The 3,411-nt window shown below is 72.4% G+C and carries 4 protein-coding genes and 1 pseudogene; all 5 read right to left on the reverse strand.

Annotated features, from left to right (window positions below; translation table 11 throughout):
• Positions 1-206: bifunctional precorrin-2 dehydrogenase/sirohydrochlorin ferrochelatase (locus tag ACFQ36_RS21725; protein WP_377017469.1), on the reverse strand; the 206-nt coding region annotated here is incomplete at its 3' end.
• A complete protein-coding gene (locus ACFQ36_RS21730) occupies positions 203-1,183 on the reverse strand; it encodes an ABC transporter permease (RefSeq protein WP_377017471.1) in 981 nt (326 codons plus the stop codon). The genes ACFQ36_RS21725 and ACFQ36_RS21730, both read right to left, overlap by 4 nt.
• Positions 1,173-1,898: an ABC transporter ATP-binding protein gene (locus ACFQ36_RS21735; protein WP_377017473.1), complete on the reverse strand. Its 726-nt coding sequence runs from the start codon at positions 1,896-1,898 to the stop codon at positions 1,173-1,175. Before ACFQ36_RS21735 ends, ACFQ36_RS21730 begins: the two co-directional genes overlap by 11 nt.
• Positions 1,899-1,909: 11 nt before the next feature.
• A complete protein-coding gene (locus tag ACFQ36_RS21740) occupies positions 1,910-3,088 on the reverse strand; it encodes an ABC transporter substrate-binding protein (RefSeq protein WP_377017475.1) in 1,179 nt (392 codons plus the stop codon).
• Positions 3,085-3,411, reverse strand: a pseudogene (locus ACFQ36_RS21745) (sulfate adenylyltransferase); the annotation flags it as partial. The pseudogene ACFQ36_RS21745 and the gene ACFQ36_RS21740, both read right to left, overlap by 4 nt.

The raw sequence follows: 3,411 nt of genomic DNA on the forward strand, positions 1-3,411 counted from the left end.
TCGTAGCCGCGGCGCCGCCAGGTGAGCAGGCCCGCCCGGGCGAGGCGGACGACGCCGCTGCCCGCCTCCGGGGCGACAACCGTCACCATGGCCCCGGCATCCAGCAGCGCCTTGGCACGGCGGCCTGCCACTTCTCCGCCGCCGACGACGAGCACCGGCTTGCCCAGCAGCCGCAGCGAAACCGGGTACAGGTCCAGGCCGCTCATCGCGTGCTCCCGGCGAGCAGGCCGCGGCGCTGCAGCAGGCGCCGCTCCACCGGGCCGAAGACCAGCAGTTCGACCAGGATGCCGACCGCCAGGATGATCAGGACCGCGCTCATCACGATGCCCATGTCGGACAGGGTCCGCCCCTGGTCCAGCAGCGAGCCGAGGCCGTAGCCCATGGTCCCGCCCACGGCGATGATCTCGGCGGCCATCAGCGAGCGCCAGGAGAACGCCCAGCCCTGCTTGAGGCCCGCCACGTAGCCGGGCAGTGCGGCAGGCAGGATGACCTGCAGGGCCAGCTCCAGCCGGGAGGCGCCAAGGACCGTGGCCACGCTGCGGTACTGCGGCGGGACCTGGTCGATGCCGGCCACCAGCCCGTTGACGATCGACGGGATGGCGCCCATCAGGACCACGAAGTAGGCGGTGGCGTCGGTGAGGCCGAACCAGATGATGGCAGCCGGCACCCAGGCGACCGAGGGCAGCACCTGCAGGCCCGAGATCAGCGGGCCCAGGGCCCGGCGCAGCGTCCTGACCTGGCCGAGCAGCAGGCCCAGCGGGGTGCCGACCGCCACCGAGACGGCGAAACCGGCCAGCCCGCGCTGGAGCGAGGTGGCAACGGATTCCTGGACCAGGCCCTCGGCCCACAGCCGGCCCAGGGACGCGAAGACATCCAGCGGCCCGGGGACCAGGTCGCGGCGCTTGAGGTCGAGCGAGACCAGCAGCTGCCAGGCCAGGACCAGGAGCACGACGGCGGCCAGCGGCAGCAGGACCCGGCCCCAGTCCCTGCGGGCGGAGGTGTGCCCGGACTGCAGCACGTCCAGCCCGGCCTCGAGGGCGCGCAACTCATCCGGAGCATCCCCTGCGCTGAGGGCGGGGGCAACGTCCGGGGTCCGGTGGACATCTATGGGCGGGACATTGCCCCCGCCTGTAGTGCCGGAAGCACGGGCTCCGGCCTCGAGCTCTGTCACGTTATTTGCCATGGCGGCGGATCTCCTCCCTCAGGCGTGCGGTAATCTCCCCGGTCAGCGCGGCCGCAGCGGCGGCGCCGGCCCTGACATCGGCGGGAACTGTCCACTCGCGCACCACGCGGCCGGGCCGCGAGGAGAGCAGCAGCACACGCTGGCCCAGGCGGACCGCTTCGCGCACGTTGTGTGTCACGAAGACGATGGTCCTGCCGGTCTCGCGCCAGATCCGCTCCAGTTCCTCGTGCAGCAGGTCGCGGGTAATGGCATCGAGGGCGGCGAAGGGCTCGTCCATCAGCAGCAGCTGCCGGTCCTGGCTCAGGGCGCGGGCCAGGGCAACGCGCTGGCGCATGCCGCCGGAGAGCTCGTGCGGGCGCTTGTCCCCGGCCCCGCCCAAGTGGACGAGGTCGAGCAGTTCGGCGGCGCGGGCGCGGCGGGCGGACTTGCCGGCCCCGCGCAGTTTCAGGGCCAGTTCCACGTTGCCGCGGGCCGTGAGCCAGGGATACAGTGCCGGGTCCTGGAACATCAGGGCCGCGCCGTCCGCCGGGACTTCGAGGGCGCCGGTGCTGGGCTGCTCCAGGCCGGCGATAATGTTCAGCAGCGTGGATTTGCCGCAGCCCGAGGCGCCCAGCAGCGCCACGAATTCGCCTCTGTCGATGCGGGCGTTCACGCCATCCAGCACGGCATCGCCGCGCTCGAAGCGCTTCCCGAGGTTCTCAAGCAGTACAGACACCGGAGACCGCCTCAGTCCGTGCCCAGCCCGGCCGCGCTCACCGGGTGCTGGCCGGGGGTTCCGGCCAGCACCCGGTTCAGTGCGCCCAGCTCGAAGAGGCCGGTCAGGTCCGCAGGCTTGGTCACCCCGGCGTCGACGCCGTTCCGGAGCAGCTTCGGGTAGGTCCCGGCCAGCGGGTCGGGAGTGAACTCAATGTTCTGCAATGCACGGTCGATGACGTCGCCCGGCAGTTCGGCTCCGGCGGCGGCCTTGAGGCCGGCGTTGATGGCCGCGGCCTTGCCGGCAGCGGGGGCCGAATTGAGCCAGTCGATGGCGGCGACGTGGCCCTCGAGGAGGGCGTCGACGGTTTGCGGATGCTCGGCGGCGAACTTCCTGCTGACGATCAGCACCGTGGTGGTGAACTGCCCGGGCTTGCCGGCCAGCGTACCGTCCCACAGGTCCTTCTCGTCGACCAGCACCTTGGCGCCGGCCTGCAGGACCAGGCGCGATGCCCAGGGCTCCGGCAGCCACGCGCCATCGAGCTTGCCGTCCTGGAACAGCTTCAGGGTCTGGGCGTTCTCCGTCGGATTGATGGTAACGTCCCCGCCGCCGTCCGGGCTCACGGCCAGGCCCTGGGACTTCAGCCAGGCGCGCAGGGCGACGTCCTGGGTGCCGCCGAGCTGCGGGGTGGCCAGGACCTTGCCCTTGAGCCGGCCGGGCGAGCTGATTTCCGGCCTGACCACCAGCTGGGCGCCGCCGGCGGTGGCGCCGGCAATCACGGCGACGGATTCGCCGCCGCTTTTGACGAAGGAGTTGATCGCCGGGTTCGGGCCGATATAGGTCGCGTCGAGGGCCCCCGCGTTCAGGGCCTCGATCGCCGCAGGGCCGGCATTGAAGACCTGCGTGCTGAGCTTCGTGCCGCCGTGGTCCCGGAGGCGGTCCGCGAGGATGCCGTTCTGCACCCCGACCAGGGCGGGGGCGTGGGTGACGTTGCCGAAGTAGCCCAGCCGCAGTTCTGCAGCCGGTGTGCCGGAGGCCGGCTGCGCGGTTCCGGACGGGTCGCTGCCCGTGGCGCCGAAGGCCCAGGCGGCCGTGCCGATGATGGCCGCCGCCAGCGCCGCCGCCAATCCGATCTCCCAGCCGTGGCGCCGCTTTTTCTGCACGCCGGCGGTGATCCGGATGCTGCCGGCCTCCTGCTGGTTCCCGCTCATTGGGCCGCTCCGTTCCTGATCATGCCTGCGGCCAGGGTGTTGCCGTCCTGCGGGTCGATCAGCAGGAAGGCCCCGGTGCGGCGGTGCACCGCATAGGGCTCGAGCGGCAGCGGGGCCGACAGGCGCAGGACCGCCCGGCCGATGTCGTTCAGCTCCAGCTCCCCGGCCGGGCCGACCTCGAAGGTGTCCAGGTCCAGCCGCCCCTCGACCGCGGCCACCAGGGCCCGCACGGTGGCGGTGCCGTGCTTGACCAGGACCTTGGCGCCGGGGCGCAGCGGCTTCGGGGCCAGCCAGCACAGCGCGGCGGACAGATCGGCCGCCGG

The sequence above is a fragment of the Arthrobacter sp. GCM10027362 genome (assembly GCF_042679445.1).
Taxonomy (GTDB): domain Bacteria; phylum Actinomycetota; class Actinomycetes; order Actinomycetales; family Micrococcaceae; genus Crystallibacter.

Bases quoted from the DNA above. Each gene is read 5' to 3' on its own strand.
- ACFQ36_RS21730 (WP_377017471.1), bottom strand. From the start codon at position 1,183: ATGGCAAATAACGTGACAGAGCTCGAGGCCGGAGCCCGTGCTTCCGGC.
- ACFQ36_RS21740 (WP_377017475.1), bottom strand. From the start codon at position 3,088: ATGAGCGGGAACCAGCAGGAGGCCGGCAGCATCCGGATCACCGCCGGC.